The organism is Paenibacillus sp. JNUCC-31, from assembly GCF_014844075.1.
Classification (GTDB): Bacteria; Bacillota; Bacilli; order Paenibacillales; family Paenibacillaceae; genus Paenibacillus.
The window spans coordinates 5145240-5161157 of sequence record NZ_CP062165.1; the positions used below are offsets into that span (position 1 = coordinate 5145240).

Here is a 15918-nt window from a genome sequence, read left to right on the forward strand (position 1 = left end):
CCCTTGTGTATTTAATTTACAATCCAAATCTAATATAAATTTTTGGGAATATAAGATGAACAAGCGGTTTACACGAGAACGGAGAGGGCAGAAAAAACCTGGAGAAGCGTAGCGCTCGCCTTTATCACAAGATTTCTCCCTTTCAGAAAGGGGATCAAAGAAATCTGGGGATAACAGCGATCGGAAGGTTGTTCTGCCAGCGGAGTGATCAAGTGTAAACGGAACAGTTCAGCTTATATTTCGCTTTTTTATATTAGATGTCAAAACATGAAATAGCGTTGTGCCATTGGCAGTTCATCTGCGGGCTCGCAGGTGAGAAGCTCGCCATCAGCCCGTACCTCATAGGTTTCGGGATCGACTTCAATGACGGGAGTTACATCGTTGTGAATCATGTCTTTTTTGCTCACCGAACGGCAGCCTTTAACAGGTTCAACGCGCTTGTTCAAGCCTAGCGTCTCTTTGATCCCTGAATCCGCTGCGGCTTGGGAGACAAAAGTGATGGACCCTTTGGCGACTGCTCCGCCGTATGCGCCAAACATCGGTCTTCCGAAAACGGGCTGCGGCGTAGGGATTGAAGCGTTGGGATCTCCCATCTGGGCAAAGGCAATCATACCGCCCTTAATGACCATTTCGGGTTTTACTCCAAAATAGGCCGGATTCCAAACGATCAGATCAGCCAATTTGCCGACCTCCACGGAACCGACAAGATGGCCAATTCCGTGAGCGATCGCCGGGTTAATCGTATATTTGGCGACATACCTTTTGATTCGATCGTTATCAGACGGGGAGCCTGAGGTCAGTTCGAGCTTGCCTCGCTGCTTTTTCATCTTGTCGGCGGTTTGCCAGGTGCGAATAATGACTTCGCCAACCCGCCCCATTGCCTGCGAATCGGAACTGATGATGCTGAATACGCCAAGATCATGCAAAATGTCTTCGGCCGCGATCGTTTCGGGCCGAATCCGCGAATCGGCAAAGGCGACGTCTTCCGGAATGGACGGGTCCAGGTGATGACAAACCATCAGCATATCGAGATGTTCTTCTACCGTATTACGTGTGTAAGGACGTGTTGGATTGGTGGAGGAGGGGATGATGTAAGACTCTCCCGCAGCGCGGATAATATCTGGCGCATGTCCGCCGCCAGCCCCTTCGGTATGATAGGTATGAATGGTGCGTCCATTGATGGCAGCCAGTGTATTCTCCAGAAATCCGGTCTCGTTCAGCGTATCGGTATGAATGGCTACCTGAACATCATGTTCTCCGGCTGCGGTTAGGCAGGCATCAATGGCGCTTGGTGTTGTACCCCAATCTTCATGCAGCTTCAGTCCGATGACACCGGCTTCAATCTGTTCAATTAATGGAGCGGTACTGGAACTGTTGCCTTTGCCCAGAAAACCGATATTCATGGGAAATGCCTCTGCGGACTCCAGCATACGGTGGATGTGCCAGGCTCCGGGTGTGCAGGTGGTAGCTTTAGTGCCTGTTGCAGGTCCTGTGCCGCCGCCGATCATGGTCGTTACGCCTGAAGATAATGCCGTTTGAATCTGTTGTGGACAGATAAAATGAATATGGGTATCGATGCCTCCGGCGGTCACAATCATGCCTTCCCCGGCAATGATTTCGGTCGATGCGCCAATAACCAGCGCGGGATCGACTCCATCCATCGTATCCGGGTTGCCGGATTTGCCGATAGCGCAGATGAGGCCATCGCGAATACCGATGTCTGCTTTTACAATCCCCCAATGATCGATGATGATAGCGTTCGTGATGACTGTATCAGGCGTGCCTTCACTGCGTAGGGCGGATGTGGACTGGCCCATTCCGTCCCGAATGACCTTGCCGCCACCGAATTTGCTTTCATCCCCATAAACAGCATAATCATGTTCAATCTCTGCCCATAGTTCTGTATCTGCAAGCCTGACGGCATCCCCGGTTGTGGGTCCGAACATGGACGCGTATTGTTCGCGGCTCATTCCTTTCATAAAGAGTCCTCTCCATCCTGCACAGGGGGCGCAAATGCCTTCAGGAATGTTTCCAGCTTCTGTGGATCGGGTGGCTGATCCGCCGCCCCTTCGGTTAATCCGTTAAATCCATAAATCTGACGTTTTCCGCCAAATGTAGTGAGTTCGACCGGTTTTTCTTCACCGGGTTCAAAACGGACAGCGGTACCTGCCGGAATATGCAGGCGGTGCCCGAAAGCGGAAGAACGATCGAAGTCCAGTGCGGCATTGACTTCATAGAAGTGAACGTGAGAACCGACCTGTACGGGACGGTCGCCACGGTTCAGTACGATCAGTCGCATGGTTGGGCGATCGGGATGACAGACGATCTCATCATCCTGTTTCAAACGATATTCACCAGGGATCATGAAGTTCTCCTGCCTTTCTCAGCGTATAGGTTCATGGACAGTGACCAGTTTTGTTCCGTCTGGAAAAGTGGCTTCCACCTGTACTTCGGGGATCATATCGGCTACACCCTCCATACAGTCTTCACGTGTCAGGATCGTGCCGCCGTATCTCATCAACTCGGCAACACTCATGCCATCGCGTGCGCGCTCCATGAGTTCGGAGGTTAGCAATGCGATGGCTTCGGGAACATTCAGCTTCAGACCGCGTCCTCTGCGTTCGCGGGCAAGATTAGCGGCGACAGTAATCAGGAGTTTTTCTTTTTCCTGCTCAGTCCAGTGCAAGGCAATCCGACCTTTCCCTTAGGTAGTCTCTATCTTTATGGATAATGTTGTATGTTAATTATACTCACACAGGGTGGACCCTTTGTCAATATGGTTCTAATTATATTAGCAGTATGCATGAAACGAGCATGCATGAAATAAAATTGTGTAAGCATTATTGACATGGTGAGTGTGACCCTCCATAATTTGGATCAACGAACATTTCAGTAATATATGACCTTAATGTTCGTCAATAGACTAAAAAAAGGGAGTGTAAGCTATTGAAGAAGAGGTCGGTCAAGTTATGGGGTATTTTGCTCGGTGCGGTTATTGCGTTGACAGGATGTGTAGAAGGTGGCACGCCGCCTAAGGCATCAGGTTCCGTTGAAACAGGAGAGTCAGCTTCACCCGGAGACGCGATTAAAGTAGGTATTCTTCACTCCCTAAGTGGAACGATGGCGATCAGTGAAGTGTCCGTTAAGGATGCGGAGATGCTTGCCATTGAAGAGATTAATGCAGCAGGCGGAGTTTTGGGTAAACAGATCGAGCCTGTGGTTGAGGATGGTGCTTCCGATTGGCCTACGTTTGCGGAGAAAGCAGGAAAACTGCTTCAACAGGATAAGGTAGCTGCTGTATTCGGAGGATGGACCTCTGCAAGTCGAAAGGCCATGCTTCCGGTATTTGAACAGAACAAGGGTCTGTTGTTTTACCCGGTGCAATATGAAGGATTGGAATCATCACCTAACATTTTTTATACAGGAGCCACTACGAATCAGCAGATTGTTCCATCCGTAACCTGGTTGTTGGAGAACAGGGGCAAGAAGTTTTACCTGCTGGGTTCGGATTATGTTTTCCCGAAAACGGCCAATCAGGTCATCAAAGCCCAGCTTGCAGCTGAGGGCGGCGAGGTGGTAGGTGAAGAATATACACCACTGGGGCATACGGATTACAGTACGATTATCAGCAAAATCAAGGCTGCCAAGCCGGATATTGTATATAACACGCTGAACGGAGACAGTAATGTCGCCTTTTTCAAACAATTAAAAGATGCCGGGATCTCATCGGACCAGATGACGACTCTGTCGGTGAGTGTGGCGGAGGAAGAAATTCGGGGGATTGGTGCAGATGTACTGAAAGGACATCTGGCTTCGTGGAACTATTATCAGACGACAGATACACCTGAAAATAAAACATTTGTTGAAAAGTATAAAGAAAAATATGGTGCTGACCGGGTGACAGCCGATCCGATTGAAGCGGGATATGTGGCAGTCTATCTGTGGAAAGCAGCTGTAGAAAAGGCCGGATCAACCGATGTGGAAAAGGTGAAGGAGGCTGCCAAAGGTATTGAATTCGATGCGCCGGAAGGAAAAGTGACGGTGGACGGAGAGAACCAGCATATCTACAAAACGGTGCGGATTGGCGAAGTGCAGGAAGATGGACAGTTTAAGGAATTGTGGAACTCCGGTGCGCCAGTCAAACCTGATCCGTATCTGAAAACCTATGAGTGGGGTGCTTCCCTCAGTAACAAATAGCGCAGAAAGTTCACGTCAAAACTCCTGAATAACCGATGAGGGTGAAACAACACACCCTCCTACAATATCGCGGTAAAGCGTTTGTGTGATAAATAAATGGTATCTTGTGTGAAATGTCAGATGTTCACAGCATAAGGAGGGAAAGGCGATGGATATGTTTGTCCTGCAAATGTTCAATGGGTTAAGCATCAGTTCCATCCTGCTGCTGATTGCATTGGGACTCGCGGTTACATTTGGATTGATGAATGTCATTAACATGGCACATGGTGAATTGATCATGATTGGCGCTTACGCTACGTATGTGACACAAAACCTGTTCATTTCGTATGCTCCGCAAGCTTGGTTCGATGTCTACTTTATTGTGGCTCTGCCGATCGCCTTTGGTGTGGCGGCTCTTATAGGCTGGTTGCTGGAAGTGGTGCTGATCCGGCATCTGTATGGGAGGCCGCTCGACAGTCTGCTTGCTACCTGGGGTGTAGGCATGATGCTGCAACAATTGGCCCGAACGATATTTGGGGCGCCCAATGTAGGGGTATCCAGTCCGGCTTGGCTTAACGGAGGTCTGACCATCGCGGACGGCATTGTGTTTCCGTATAAACGTCTTTTCATTATCGCATTGGTTGCGGTTGTGCTGTTGTGCATGTATTTGTACATCTATCGGACTTCTTCCGGGAGACGGATGAGGGCGGTGATGCAGAATCGAAGCATGGCTGGCTGTCTCGGGATTTCCACCAGACGAGTGGATGGCATGACCTTTGCGATTGGTTCGGGCATTGCCGGCATCGCCGGATGTGCGTTGACACTGATTGGCCCGATTGGCCCCTCGCTGGGGACGTATTATATCGTGGATGCGTTCATGGTGGTTGTACTGGGTGGTGTTGGAAAACTGGTGGGGACCGTGTGCGGTGCGCTCGGAATCGGCATGTTTAATACGTTATTCGAAACATACACTTCCGCCTCCATCGGCAAGGTGCTGGTATTTGTCTGTATCGTGGCTTTTCTGCAATGGAAGCCTCGCGGACTTGTGGCCATGCGGACCCGGAGTCTGGATTAATGCAAAGAAGGGGGTTATATGATGTCTGCACTTCTCAAGGCGGGTAGTCTGAAAATGAAGATCATCTGGGCGGTTATCCTGATCATGATGTGTCTTGCTCCGCTCATTTCCACGGAATTCCGGCTTAGTCTATTGGCGAAATTCCTGGCGCTGGCCATTCTGGCCATCGGTCTGGATCTGATCTGGGGGTATGGAGGTGTACTTAGTCTGGGGCACGGTGTGTTTTTCGGACTGGGCGGTTACGCCATGGCGATGTATCTGAAGCTGCAGGCCAGTGGTGCTGCTCTTCCTGACTTTATGGGATGGAGTGGTCTCAGTAGTCTCCCGTGGTTTTGGGAACCGTTCAGGTCGTTCCCGGCAGCGTTATTACTGGGTATTGCCCTCCCGGCATTACTGGCCTTTGCTCTGGGTTGGTTCACGTTCCGTAACCGGATTACTGGCGTTTATTTTACGATCCTGACGCAAGCGCTTGTCCTCATTGCCGTAACGTTGTTTGTTGGCAAACAGGAATGGACAGGAGGGACCAATGGTATTACAGGATATAACGCCATCTTTGGATTCACACTTCATTCAGCAGGGACAACAATCGCACTCTACTATATAACGCTCGCCGTTCTGGTAATCGCCTATCTGCTCTGTCGCCGGGTTGTGAACAGCAGGTTCGGTCAGGTGCTTGAAGCTGCGCGGGATGGGGAGAATCGGGTTCGCTTTCTTGGATATGACCCGGCAGGGTTCAAAACGCTGGCCTTTGCCCTTTCCGGAGCGCTTGCGGGAATCGCTGGAATGTTATTTGTACTCCAGGTAGGGATTATATCGCCTTCCATGATGGGAATTGTACCTTCCATTGAAATGGTGTTATGGGTTGCGTTGGGTGGGCGTGGAACACTGATTGGTGCGGTGATCGGAGCTGTGGTGCTGAATGCAGCCAAAACAGGCATCAGTGAGGCTTATCCGGAAGGTTGGTTATTTGTGATCGGAGGACTCTTTGTAACGGTGGTATTGTTCATGCCAAATGGGCTTGTTGGTGTGTACCGTCACGTGGTTCGTTTGCTGAAGCGGAGAGGAGAGGTTGTGCATGTTCCGGTCAGTCAGGAAAAACCTGAAGTCTACTGAGGTTCCGGTGGTCTTGGTCGCTGAAGGAATCACGGTGGCGTTTGGAGGCTTTGTTGCGGTCAAAGGCATGAATCTGAAGCTGTATGAGCATGATTTGCACTTTCTGATCGGCCCCAATGGTGCGGGGAAAACCACGATGCTGGATGTCATTTGCGGCAAGACCAAGCCTGTGTCCGGTGCGGTAAAGATGGCTGATGGTACAGAACTGACTCGTCTGAAGGAGCATCAGATTGTACGGAAAGGGGTAGGACGCAAATTCCAGGCTCCCTCGATCTTTGGGGGCCTGACCGTGATGGAGAACCTGATGCTGGCTGCGGAGACTCGTCGTTCTCCTTTACAGGCTCTTGGTATTCAACGTTATGGTAAAACAAGTTCAGCGATGGAACGGATTAAGCACCAGATTGGTCTGCAGGATCGTGTGGATGCGCGTGCAGGGGCACTATCACATGGGGAAAAGCAGTGGCTTGAGATTGGTATGCTGCTCCTGCAAGAGCCGCGTGTATTGCTGCTGGATGAACCAGCGGCAGGCATGACGGATGAGGAAACACATAAGACGGGCCGATTATTGCAGGAGATTGCGCGTGAAAGGTCTGTTGTAGTGGTAGAGCATGATATGGAATTTGTTCGCGAGTATGCGGCCAAGGTAACGGTAATGCATGAAGGCAAGCTCTTGAAGGAAGGAACGATGGCGGAAGTGCAGGAAGATCCGAGGGTGGCTGAAGTGTACCTGGGCAAAAGGAGAGATGACCATGCTGTCACTGAAACGAATTGAATCCGGTTATGGGGAAAGCAATGTACTGCGGGGCGTGAATCTAGATGTTGAGCCAGGTCAGGTGGTGTGTCTGATGGGTCGCAATGGCGTGGGAAAGACTACCCTGATGAAAACCTTGATGGGACTACTTAAAACACGCAAGGGCAGTATCCAGTGGAAAGGTGAGGAGTTATCCGCCCATGACTCAGCCAAACGGGCCAGGGCGGGGATTGGCTATGTGCCGCAAGGGCGGGAAATTTTCCCTCAGCTTACGATTAAGGAGAATTTGTTGCTGGGACTGGAGACCGGCGCTCCGGGTGTGAAGACGTTCCCGGAGGATGTGCTGGCGATGTTTCCGGTGCTTGCCACGATGTATGGACGGCAGGGTGGTGATCTGAGTGGGGGGCAGCAGCAGCAGCTGGCATTTGCCCGTGCGCTCGCTTCCCGGCCCGGTTTGTTGCTTCTGGATGAACCGACAGAAGGCATTCAGCCTTCCATCGTGGAGGATATCCGGCAGGTCATTTTGCAAATTAAGGCAAAGGGCGAGATCTCTATCTTGCTGGTGGAGCAAAGCATTGATTTTGTACGCGGTGCTGCAGATTATATCTATGTAATGGACAAAGGAGCGATTGCACTGCAAGGAACGCCGCGAGAGTTGGATATGTCGCAGTTTGAGCACCATCTGTCTGTGTAGCTAAGGTTCATGGCGTAGGATGAGTTTAGGAGCGCTTGTCCAGAATGTTGGAGTACTTGGGATATAGACGCCGGATGCAATCCGGGCATATATCATGGGTGAATTCGGCATGTGTGTGCTTCTCCAGATAACTCTCGACAGAGTTCCAGGCGTCCTGTTCATCCTTAATCTGTTTGCAGACAGCGCAGATGGGTAGCAGCCCGCGTAATGTGCGAACTTCGGACAGGGCCTTCTTTAGCTGCTGTTCTATGTGTTTTTGTTCGGTGACATCTGTGTGAGCAATTAGGGCAAGATCGGACAGCAGAGTTGGATCGGCCTGCCTTAACGGGGTGAGCTCCAGACGGAACCAGCGCTGCTCCCTGTGGGTCGTTTGAATGGAAATCTCGTATGTACAACAGTCGTTAAAGGGTTTGGTGATATTTTTCAACTCTTGAACAATCTTCGCATTCTTTGCTTTCTCCTCGCGTGATATCCACGCCTCCATGAGCTGGAGGTAATGGGAGGTTTCAGGTGTTCTGGAGGTGTCTGATATGTCCAGCTTGGGAGGCGGCTGTCCGAGCCCCTGCTGCCAAGCGGTGTTGCAGCTTCGAATGATCCAGTTGTGGTCAACGATGATGAGCTGGTGATGCATGGACTGGAACGATAATCTCTCCAGATCGGATATTAAATATCTCATGAAATGAGGTCCTCCTTGGCAGAAGTCTTATCTTAAATCATCAGGAATTTCCAAAATGTCTGCGACCTGGTTCCTGAACCGGGTTGCTTTGCGTGTGCCGTGAATGAGATTGGAGAGACGGTATGGCGGAATGCCGTGCTGTTCGCAAAATGTCTTCTGGTCGACCTGGAGTTCGGTTAGCCGTCGTTTGATCGCCCAACCGAACGGAGTAACAGGTTTCTTTTTGTTCAAAAGGGTTCACCCCTCAGTTAGAATGTAGTATTCAGCCAATCATTCTTGATGTAAAATATATGGATATGCGAGCTGTAAGATTTATTATATACGTAATTGCGTCATCTAACAATTAAAAAAGACGGAAATAAGTGTATTTTAATATGTTAAATGGCGTAAATGCGTTAAATAGGCAACATAACTGACATAAAAAACACGCCAGCAAGGAGGTTGCGGCGTGTTTTTTGTGTCTTACTGTATGAGGAGGTGAGTGATATGGAGGCGAAGGGGGGAGAGATTACGCCCTGTAGGCGTGAAGTCCTGCTCCAAGCATGTGAAAGCTGGGGAACAATGCTTTCATGGACATTGAGGTTGGTTGTACCAGTCCATCCGCAGCGGAGGCGCTGACGGTATGCCATTCATGCTCCAGGTCTGCGGCCAGGCGAACCAACAGGTCCTGTGTTGTATTGGTGTTGAGGGGGATGACTTTGGAGGCTTCGGTTATGCAGGCACTCATGGCTGAATGCAGATAACCCAGGGCCGCCTCCTCGACAGGGATATCGAGGTGGTGGTTAATCCAGGCGTGAACAGTGGAGAGGCAGCCAACGGATTCATACTTAGCCAAGGTTTGTTCAAGTTCGCTAAAATCAATCCAGGGGTGGAGTGCGTGAGCCAGCTTAATCAGTCGTTTGCCCATTGTGGAGGCGTGTTCTCTGAGGTGTACTGGGGTCCGCTGGACATGGACGAGCTTGTCGATGAGAGCTGTACGCCACGCGTCATTATGATCTGTGGCAGTGTAGATACCTTTAATCGCCATGCCTTCCAGACGGACGATGCTGGGGTGCAATTGACAGCGCATGAATGATTCAAGATCTTCGGCACTACGAATGGTCCCTTCAGTGATATGGGTATCCATGCCGAAGGAATGGGTGAACCCTCCTACCTGGATAGAGGAATCAAGCAGTTTGACGTAATCGAGCAGCTTATTCCCACGGTTCACAGTCTTTCGCCTCCTACGTTCGTTTAATGTTATGTTAAATAACATTAAACTCCTTTTTAGTTCGCTTTATGTGTGTAAATCCGAATTATATAATATATATATTCACATAAATATCCGCTTTTTGTCAATGGTTTCTTGGTTTTTAAATTTGGGAATCTTATAATGTTAATTTATATAACTATGAATGTTATATTTGGAAAAGTGAATGAGTTGTCTGTCTCTTATAAAAGTAGGGGGGATCAGCCGAATCGAATATTAAACGAGATCAAATTTAATCATATGCGGTTCATAGGAGAAAATGACGAGATAATACGATTTATGGAAGGAAAATCGCAGTTGAAAGGATAATATTAAAAATGCTTTACATTTAAACATGAACCGGGTATAATCAATTCTGTTGCCGATTATTTACGACATGCGGTCGTGGTGGAATGGCAGACACGCTATCTTGAGGGGGTAGTGGGCGTATGCCCGTGGAGGTTCGAGTCCTCTCGACCGCATCATAAGAACGATGAAGAAGAAGCTTCCCATACGGGGAGCTTCTTTTTTTGGCTTTTTACAGTATAAATGGTTCAGACAAAAAAGGTCATCCGTTTACCCCGTTTGCAGGTTCATTCTGTCTGCAGGGTCCGGATGGCCTTAACTTATTTAAGCAATTCTTTGATGTCTGCTTCAATTTTATCAGGTGTTGTTTTGGGGGCATACCGTTTCAGAACACGTCCATTCTGATCCACAAGAAATTTGGTAAAGTTCCATTTGATGGATTTGGAGCCAAGTACGCCCGGTGCTTCTTTGGTAAGATGCTGAAATAGAGGATGAGCGCTTGAACCGTTCACATCGATTTTCTCAAACATCGGGAAGCTGACACCATAGTTCATCTGACAGAACTCGGCAATATCATCCGAAGAGCCTTTTTCCTGTGCAAACTGGTTGCTTGGAAATCCGAGAACTTCAAATGGGGAATCTTTGAATTTGTCCTGAAGTTCTTGCAGCCCTTTAAATTGGGGCGTGAGACCGCATTGACTTGCTGTGTTCACGATAAGCAGTACTTTGTCACGATAGTTGGACATTTCAACTTCCTGACCGCGAAGGGTGTTTACTTTGTAGTCGTAGACTGATATGAGAATCGCCTCCATTTCATATTCTTCTTATCTCCTATTATATTGATGACAATTAAATATTGCAAAATTTAAATTTATTTTAGCACAATGTAAGCCTTTCGTGTATGAACAGTGAATGATTAGCTATGTGAATTTCGCTAAAGGGAGAATTAGAGAGCTTTGACGAGATGGGTAGAGAATGGATATGTTGTAAGCGTTATTATTGAAGTGAAATGGCAAAAATCCACCGATTCGGTGATCTGCACAGACTTTACACCGGTAGGGCATGGGTGTATGATTCATATCGTAATTCCAATTAAATTAAATTTTACATGAAAAACGAAACAAACGATAATATCGCTCTGATTATGTTCACAAAGGAACGATGTTTTAATCGCTGAGTTTCCATTCATTCATGGGTGGGAAACGGGGGAACCAACAGGATGAACTGTCCAGGACAGTAGGCATCCATGGGGTGAATTTTCCGGTGACAGCCGGAAATAGGGCGACTCTCGCGTCCGAATCCGTCAGCTAACCTCGTAAGCGTTAAAGGGAGAGGCAACAAGCCGTACGCTGGTTCATAGTGTCTTTTTGCTGTGGATTAATGAAGAAGCGTCCGGGAGGCCTTGGTCCCCCACGCTTCTTTTTTGTTGTCTTTTCACGCCAAGGGAGGAACGAATGATGGATAAAGAGATGATCTTAGTGACTGCTCCAAATGAAGCAGGACGTAAATTTATCAAATTGCTGATGTACAAAAAAATGCCGTTTGCCGTTCTGACCAACAGTGCAGGTGAAGAGCGCAGGCTCCGGAGAATCGGTGTGGAGCATGTCATTCGCATGAACACGGCTGCAGCTCAGAAATGGTTTTTGCCGCAAGGCAGTGTCGGCAATGTTTTTATTTTTGAAAATAGCCTAAACCTGACCTGTCGATATTTGCAAATCTGCCGCTCATGGACATCCAAGTCCTTGTGTGTCATTACAGAACAGAGCCATCCGAAAGGGATCTATCGGGGGATGGGAGCTGACCGGATTGTGTACTCTTTAAATGGGGAAGTGGGGTTCCTGCTTAATGGGTAGTGTTTAGTTGTTGTTCCTGTTCCATACCTGTGATTGATCCGGTGTCAGCTGCCTGTTATAATTGAAATCATAAATAAACGGAATCTTGAGGAGACTCATGCATGATGGTGGGTCTTCTTTTTTATGGTTTGGGAAATGGGGATAAGAATTTCCTGTGGCTAACGAGGAGGAATAGGCGTGCCGGAAGTACGTGGGATAAAATGGTTGTTCTTTGATGTGGGGGATACGCTCGTGGACGAATGGGAGCCGGTGGATGATATTATCGGTCAGTTCGTGCGTGAGGCTTGTGCGCTTGGTTATCAGGTGGAGATGCAGACGGTGCGGGAGCTATTTGCCGCCTCTTATCGAAATTATGAGCAATGGCCGATGAAATTGGCTATTCGAACCCTAATCAGTGATGAGGGGCACCGCGAACAGATCCAGGAGAAGCTGAAGTTCCGCAAAGAGCTTGAGCGCCCCTTCGCGTCAGCCAGTTCTGTTCTCCAGACGTTGTCGCAACACTATAAGATTGGCATTATTGCTAATCAAAGCCCGGGAACAGAGAGTCGGCTGGATAGCTATGGTTTGCGCAAGTATGTGGATGTGCTGGCCTGTTCGGCTGAAGAAGGAGTGTCCAAGCCTGATCCTGAACTGTATGCTGTGGCGCTGAAACAGGCAGGGTGCAAACCCAAAGAGGCGGTTATGATTGGAGATCGGATTGATAATGATATTATTCCGGCCAAGAAGCTGGGCATGCATACGATCCGAATTCTACAGGGTTATGGCAGATTTCAGCCAGAGCTTGCAGACGAAGATCGTCCCGACTGGACGATTGAATCACTGGAGGAACTACTTCCGTTGTTGGTAACTCAGAAATCAGACAATTAACCTATAGCGTTATATGAGATCTAATCGATATGGATATAGATATGGATTAGGATTAGGATCAAGTTGCACCAACACCATACAAAAGGCTGATCGACTCAAGAGATATGTTACTTGAGAGGATCAGCCTTTTTGAGTTATGAAAAATATTGCTAGTTGCCGCTTACCTAGAATAACAGAATGGTCTGGATGATCAGATACACATTCAGGATAACGATAACTCCGGCAATGATCCAGGAGATGATTTTGAGCCATAACTTATTGGCAAATGCCCCCATGCTTTTTTTGTCACTCGTAAACATCACCAGCGGGATGACGGCAAAGGGCAGCTGCAGCGACAGTACAACCTGACTCAGAATGAGCAGTTCCTCTGTTCCGTGCTCTCCGGCAATGGCTGTAACGATTACAGCCGGGATGATGGCGATTAGGCGTGTGACCAGACGACGAAGCCAGGCCGGAATACGAATGTTCAGGAATCCTTCCATTACAATCTGCCCGGACAGCGTTCCGGTGAGTGTTGAGTTCTGGCCTGAAGCCAGCAGCGCTACACCGAACAGGATGCTTGCAATGGTGGTACCCAGCAGAGGTGTCAACAGATGGTAGGCATCTGTAATTTCCGCAACCTGGGTCATGCCTGCACTATGGAACACGGCAGCTGATACAATCAGGATGGCTGCATTGATGAACAGGGCCAGCGTTAAAGCGATGGTTGAATCCATGGTGGAGTACCGAATCGCTTCTTTTTTACCCTGGGGTGTCTGTTCAATCTGACGGGTCTGCACGATGGAAGAATGCAGATACAGGTTATGGGGCATGACAGTTGCACCGATAATTCCGATAGCGATGTAGAGCATGGCTGGATTTTGCAAAATCTCGGCACTGGGTACAAAACCATGCATGACGCCGCCCATATCCGGTTTAGCGAGAAACAGGTCAATACCGAAGCAGAGGGCGATGGTAGCCATCAGCACAATGACGAGGGATTCCAATGCGCGGAAACCTTTATTTTGCAACAGAAGAATGACCAGTACATCAACTGCGGTAATAATAACGCCATATAACATGGGAATGTTAAAGAGCAGCTTAAGCGCGATCGCTGAACCAATGACCTCCGCAAGATCGGTGGCTGCAATCGCAAGCTCACACAAAATCCATAACATCATGACGACAGGCATACTGAACCGTTCACGACAGGCTTGAGCCAGATCTCTACCCGTAACAATTCCGAGTTTACCAGCGAGTGACTGCAGCACAACTGCCATCAGGTTCGAGATCAAAATAACGGATAATAAGGTATACCCAAACTGTGAACCACCCGCAATATCGGTTGCCCAGTTTCCGGGGTCCATATAACCTACGGCAACCAGGTAACCTGGACCAACAAAGGCAAGGAATTTTTTCCACCATGCAGCATTCTGAGGCACCTTCATGGAGTTATGGGCTTCCCCCAGAGAAGGGGCCATACCCGCAGCCAATGGCTCATTTGAAGGAGTCTTGAAGAGATTTCTTTTACTCATAATATAATCACCCGACTTTGAAGTATTGATATTCTATATGAAGAGGAAACATTGTGTCTCCTTAGATTAAATTTGAAAATTGAAACCCAAATCAAAAGCGTTAATAAACTGCTTTCGATATATCCAAACGTTTATGTCGATACATACATTGTACTACTTCAATTATTTTTGTCTAGTGCAACTTTTGTGTATAGGGACAAAATATGGCGAGGAGTGAATTGTGCCTTAGTATATTACCCAAGCTTGGATAAATTACCTATGATGTCTCACATGCATGAAAATGATAAAGATGTAAAAGCTGAATAAGGGCTCCAGTACGTTTCAAAATAAGCCAGAAGTTTAAATTGAATAGTAGGCAGTAAAAAAATCGAAGGTAAAGGAGAGATTTTTAATGGAAGCTTTATATACAGCAACAGCGACAGTTAAAGGTGGACGTACAGGTTCAGTGGCTTCTTCGGATGGTGTGCTCAAACATGATTTGAAAATGCCTAAAGAGCTGGGTGGTTCCGGTGGTGAAGGGACAAACCCCGAGCAGCTTTTTGCCGCTGGATATGGAGCATGTTATGAAAGTGCACTTGCCAATGTCGCCCGTAAAGCAGGTGTGAAGCTGGAGAATGTGGTCGTTACAAGTAACGTATCCATCGGCAAAGATCCTGCGGATGACGGTTTCCAACTGTCGGTTCGTCTGGACGTGAGCATGCCTGGCGTGGATCACAGCCAAGCTGAAGATCTGGCGCGCAAGGCACATGATTTCTGTCCGTACTCCAAAGCAACACGCGGTAATATTGATGTGGTACTTAATGTAGTCTAAGCCGTGACTCGATGGAGTAACGGGGAACATATTGAAGCAGAGTATCCTTGGATACCTGATGTTCAAGCACAAGACCCTGCTGGTATTCGGCAGGGTTTTGTATTTTAAAATACAGTTTGTGATGCAGGAAATTGCATGTTGAACAGCGTACTATTTTACATAATCTACTCTTGCTTGATGTCATACATTCGAAGAAGGGGGAAGGATAATGAGTATTGAAGAGATGATCGAGCGGCGATTTGTATGTACAAAATGCAGGGGGACGGGCTGTAACATTAAGGAAGTATCCATGTCAGGGGCAGGTCTTAGCAAGATGTTTGATATTCAGCACAATCATTATCTCTTCGTCGCCTGTTCTTCTTGTGGGTATGTTGAAGTGTTCGATCCAGACGTGCTAAAGGGTAAAAAACAGGGGCAGGTGGGTACCATTCTTGATATTCTGTTTGGTGGATAAAGGTGTGTGAGTTGACATCGAACTAAAATTTCTTTAATATGACTTAGTACTGAGAAGTGTCAATGTCAATGCATGAACCAAATTTGAATTAACAGGTGATATCCATGTCTTATAGACCAAGTATTGCAAAATTGCAAGTAGCCAGCAAAAACGAAAAAGACGGATTGTATGAATTTACCATGAAATTGGTAGATGGCACACAATGCCGTGTATTCTATTCCAAATCCCCAGAATGGAAAATGACTGCAATTAGCCGTCTGCAGAAAACGCCTTGTCCAGTATGCCGCAAAGATTTCATTTGCAAATGCATGGACCAGTGGGCAAATGACTTGCATCAACAAATGATCGATGACCAATGGATGGAAAAGGCAATTGCTGAGTAATTGCTAAGACAGATACG

The 15918-nt window shown here is 47.9% G+C and carries 18 protein-coding genes, 1 tRNA gene and 1 riboswitch; of the genes, 11 read left to right on the forward strand and 8 right to left on the reverse strand.

Annotated elements, in window-relative coordinates; translation table 11 throughout:
- Positions 1-260: 260 nt before the first annotated feature.
- The 3 genes from ureC to JNUCC31_RS22275 are packed head-to-tail and all read right to left on the reverse strand — an operon-like array spanning position 261 to position 2686.
- Positions 261-1979, reverse strand: coding sequence for an urease subunit alpha (gene ureC, locus JNUCC31_RS22265; protein ID WP_192264833.1), 1719 nt, complete (start codon positions 1977-1979; stop codon positions 261-263).
- Positions 1976-2365, reverse strand: a complete 390-nt coding sequence (locus JNUCC31_RS22270; protein ID WP_192264845.1) for an urease subunit beta — start codon at positions 2363-2365, stop codon at positions 1976-1978. Before JNUCC31_RS22270 ends, ureC begins: the two co-directional genes overlap by 4 nt.
- 18 nt (positions 2366-2383) lie before the next feature.
- Complete coding sequence (locus JNUCC31_RS22275) at positions 2384-2686, reverse strand: urease subunit gamma (protein WP_192264847.1); 303 nt, start codon at positions 2684-2686, stop codon at positions 2384-2386.
- A gap of 260 nt (positions 2687-2946) precedes the next feature.
- Between JNUCC31_RS22275 and urtA the strand changes: the two genes are divergently transcribed.
- From urtA to urtE, 5 genes are all read left to right on the forward strand, one after another.
- Positions 2947-4197, forward strand: coding sequence for an urea ABC transporter substrate-binding protein (gene urtA / locus JNUCC31_RS22280; RefSeq protein WP_192264849.1), 1251 nt, complete (start codon positions 2947-2949; stop codon positions 4195-4197).
- Positions 4198-4345: 148 nt separating this feature from the next.
- Positions 4346-5251, forward strand: coding sequence for an urea ABC transporter permease subunit UrtB (gene urtB / locus JNUCC31_RS22285; RefSeq protein WP_192264851.1), 906 nt, complete (start codon positions 4346-4348; stop codon positions 5249-5251).
- An 18-nt stretch (positions 5252-5269) separates the two neighbouring features.
- On the forward strand, positions 5270-6364 hold the full coding sequence (urtC, locus tag JNUCC31_RS22290) for an urea ABC transporter permease subunit UrtC (RefSeq protein WP_192264853.1): 1095 nt from the start codon (positions 5270-5272) through the stop codon (positions 6362-6364).
- Positions 6327-7136 (forward strand): urea ABC transporter ATP-binding protein UrtD, encoded by an 810-nt coding sequence (gene urtD, locus JNUCC31_RS22295; protein WP_192264855.1) that lies wholly within the window; start codon positions 6327-6329, stop codon positions 7134-7136. The genes urtC and urtD overlap by 38 nt, the downstream gene beginning before the upstream one ends.
- Positions 7114-7809, forward strand: coding sequence for an urea ABC transporter ATP-binding subunit UrtE (gene urtE, locus JNUCC31_RS22300; protein ID WP_192264857.1), 696 nt, complete (start codon positions 7114-7116; stop codon positions 7807-7809). The genes urtD and urtE overlap by 23 nt, the downstream gene beginning before the upstream one ends.
- Positions 7810-7834: 25 nt before the next feature.
- On the opposite strand, the gene JNUCC31_RS22305 is transcribed toward urtE, so the two are convergent.
- The 3 genes from JNUCC31_RS22305 to JNUCC31_RS22315 all read right to left on the reverse strand — a co-directional run bounded on the left by JNUCC31_RS22305 (position 7835) and on the right by JNUCC31_RS22315 (position 9695).
- Positions 7835-8485 (reverse strand): nitrogen regulation protein NR(II), encoded by a 651-nt coding sequence (locus JNUCC31_RS22305; protein ID WP_192264859.1) that lies wholly within the window; start codon positions 8483-8485, stop codon positions 7835-7837.
- Between the two features lie 27 nt (positions 8486-8512).
- Positions 8513-8716, reverse strand: coding sequence for a hypothetical protein (locus JNUCC31_RS22310; protein ID WP_062326954.1), 204 nt, complete (start codon positions 8714-8716; stop codon positions 8513-8515).
- A gap of 277 nt (positions 8717-8993) precedes the next feature.
- On the reverse strand, positions 8994-9695 hold the full coding sequence (locus tag JNUCC31_RS22315) for an urease accessory protein UreF (RefSeq protein ID WP_192264861.1): 702 nt from the start codon (positions 9693-9695) through the stop codon (positions 8994-8996).
- Positions 9696-10112: 417 nt separating this feature from the next.
- On the opposite strand from JNUCC31_RS22315, the gene JNUCC31_RS22320 reads away from it, so the two are divergent.
- Positions 10113-10195: transfer RNA gene (locus JNUCC31_RS22320), tRNA-Leu, on the forward strand.
- Positions 10196-10339: 144 nt separating this feature from the next.
- Here the strand turns inward: JNUCC31_RS22320 and JNUCC31_RS22325 are convergent.
- Positions 10340-10816 carry a glutathione peroxidase gene (locus JNUCC31_RS22325; RefSeq protein WP_192273246.1) on the reverse strand — a complete coding sequence of 159 codons (477 nt, stop codon included), beginning with the start codon at positions 10814-10816 and terminating at the stop codon, positions 10340-10342.
- 364 nt (positions 10817-11180) lie between these two features.
- Positions 11181-11356: riboswitch (cyclic di-AMP (ydaO/yuaA leader) on the forward strand.
- 117 nt (positions 11357-11473) lie between these two features.
- Here JNUCC31_RS22325 and JNUCC31_RS22330 point away from each other — a divergent pair.
- Together JNUCC31_RS22330 and JNUCC31_RS22335 are read left to right on the forward strand one after the other, a co-directional pair.
- Entirely contained in the window at positions 11474-11872 is a 399-nt protein-coding gene (locus tag JNUCC31_RS22330) for an HAD family hydrolase (protein WP_228469185.1), read from the forward strand.
- A 177-nt stretch (positions 11873-12049) separates the two neighbouring features.
- Positions 12050-12739 carry an HAD family hydrolase gene (locus JNUCC31_RS22335; protein WP_192264863.1) on the forward strand — a complete coding sequence of 230 codons (690 nt, stop codon included), beginning with the start codon at positions 12050-12052 and terminating at the stop codon, positions 12737-12739.
- Between the two features lie 164 nt (positions 12740-12903).
- On the opposite strand, the gene JNUCC31_RS22340 is transcribed toward JNUCC31_RS22335, so the two are convergent.
- The gene (locus tag JNUCC31_RS22340) at positions 12904-14199 is read right to left on the reverse strand and encodes an Nramp family divalent metal transporter (RefSeq protein WP_192273248.1); all 1296 of its coding nucleotides are present in this window, start codon (positions 14197-14199) and stop codon (positions 12904-12906) included.
- A gap of 445 nt (positions 14200-14644) precedes the next feature.
- Here JNUCC31_RS22340 and JNUCC31_RS22345 point away from each other — a divergent pair, with 445 nt between their 5' ends.
- From JNUCC31_RS22345 to JNUCC31_RS22355, 3 genes are all read left to right on the forward strand, one after another.
- On the forward strand, positions 14645-15064 hold the full coding sequence (locus JNUCC31_RS22345) for an organic hydroperoxide resistance protein (protein ID WP_063564421.1): 420 nt from the start codon (positions 14645-14647) through the stop codon (positions 15062-15064).
- Positions 15065-15272: 208 nt separating this feature from the next.
- The gene (locus JNUCC31_RS22350; RefSeq protein WP_192264865.1) at positions 15273-15518 is read left to right on the forward strand and encodes a zinc ribbon domain-containing protein; all 246 of its coding nucleotides are present in this window, start codon (positions 15273-15275) and stop codon (positions 15516-15518) included.
- Between the two features lie 104 nt (positions 15519-15622).
- A complete protein-coding gene (locus tag JNUCC31_RS22355) occupies positions 15623-15901 on the forward strand; it encodes a hypothetical protein (RefSeq protein WP_192264867.1) in 279 nt (92 codons plus the stop codon).
- The last annotated feature ends 17 nt before the right edge of the window (positions 15902-15918 follow it).

Excerpts from the sequence above, each read along its gene's own strand:
- JNUCC31_RS22270 (WP_192264845.1), bottom strand. The coding sequence starts at position 2,365 with ATGATCCCTGGTGAATATCGTTTGAAACAGGATGATGAGATCGTCTGT.
- urtB (WP_192264851.1), top strand. The coding sequence starts at position 4,346 with ATGGATATGTTTGTCCTGCAAATGTTCAATGGGTTAAGCATCAGTTCC.
- urtE (WP_192264857.1), top strand. The coding sequence starts at position 7,114 with ATGCTGTCACTGAAACGAATTGAATCCGGTTATGGGGAAAGCAATGTA.
- JNUCC31_RS22305 (WP_192264859.1), bottom strand. The coding sequence starts at position 8,485 with ATGAGATATTTAATATCCGATCTGGAGAGATTATCGTTCCAGTCCATG.
- JNUCC31_RS22345 (WP_063564421.1), top strand. The coding sequence starts at position 14,645 with ATGGAAGCTTTATATACAGCAACAGCGACAGTTAAAGGTGGACGTACA.
- JNUCC31_RS22330 (WP_228469185.1), top strand. The coding sequence starts at position 11,474 with ATGATGGATAAAGAGATGATCTTAGTGACTGCTCCAAATGAAGCAGGA.
- urtC (WP_192264853.1), top strand. The coding sequence starts at position 5,270 with ATGATGTCTGCACTTCTCAAGGCGGGTAGTCTGAAAATGAAGATCATC.
- urtD (WP_192264855.1), top strand. The coding sequence starts at position 6,327 with ATGTTCCGGTCAGTCAGGAAAAACCTGAAGTCTACTGAGGTTCCGGTG.
- JNUCC31_RS22350 (WP_192264865.1), top strand. The coding sequence starts at position 15,273 with ATGAGTATTGAAGAGATGATCGAGCGGCGATTTGTATGTACAAAATGC.
- JNUCC31_RS22340 (WP_192273248.1), bottom strand. The coding sequence starts at position 14,199 with ATGGCCCCTTCTCTGGGGGAAGCCCATAACTCCATGAAGGTGCCTCAG.
- ureC (WP_192264833.1), bottom strand. The coding sequence starts at position 1,979 with ATGAAAGGAATGAGCCGCGAACAATACGCGTCCATGTTCGGACCCACA.
- JNUCC31_RS22355 (WP_192264867.1), top strand. The coding sequence starts at position 15,623 with ATGTCTTATAGACCAAGTATTGCAAAATTGCAAGTAGCCAGCAAAAAC.